Origin of the sequence: Mesorhizobium sp. Cs1299R1N3 (assembly GCF_037179625.1) — a bacterium.
Classification (GTDB): domain Bacteria; phylum Pseudomonadota; class Alphaproteobacteria; order Rhizobiales; family Rhizobiaceae; genus Mesorhizobium; species Mesorhizobium salmacidum.
In genome coordinates this window covers 1-494 of sequence record NZ_JAPYKQ010000064.1, presented here as the reverse complement: position 1 = coordinate 494, position 494 = coordinate 1, and the positions used below count along the sequence as shown (strand labels likewise).

The 494-nt window shown below is 68.6% G+C and carries 1 protein-coding gene; it reads right to left on the bottom strand.

Features of this window, described 5'->3' with window-relative positions; all coding sequences use genetic code 11:
* Positions 1–306: 306 nt before the first annotated feature.
* Positions 307–494 (bottom strand): hypothetical protein (locus O7B34_RS31965; protein WP_337149728.1); only part of this gene is annotated, 188 nt, incomplete at its 5' end.

The window sequence follows — 494 nt, the reverse complement described above, 5'->3', positions numbered from 1 at the left end:
GACAGTCCGGCCGCCAGCGGCGCCGATGATCTGCACCCGCCCGGTGCCGAGCTGGAGCGCGACGGCGAGCCCCGCTTGCATCAGCCGTTCCGGCGTCGGGCCGTTCTCGGGATCGAGCGTTGCCGTGGGAACCTGCCGCAACGCGGAGGTCACGGCCACGGAGACATGCTGTTGCTTGCGACGGCGCCCCACGACTGCACCTTTGAAGTTCAGGTCACGACAGCGTGAGGCGTCAAGGGCAGATTAACCAAAGTCAACAGGGTCGTTCACGTCGGCGTGCGCGACCAGATGCCCCGCGGCGACGGGCTAGTCCTGCAGGTTCAGCAGCCGGGTGATGCGCTCGAGCGCGGCGTCCCGCTCCCGGCGGGCCGAGGTGTAGGGGATACCGCGACGCTTGCAGAGGCCGCTGAAGGCGTAGCCCCGCGCGGCGCACCAGACGTAGAGCTTGAGGCTCCGCTTCTGGTCCGGATCGGTGAGGAATCGATCCGGCCAAG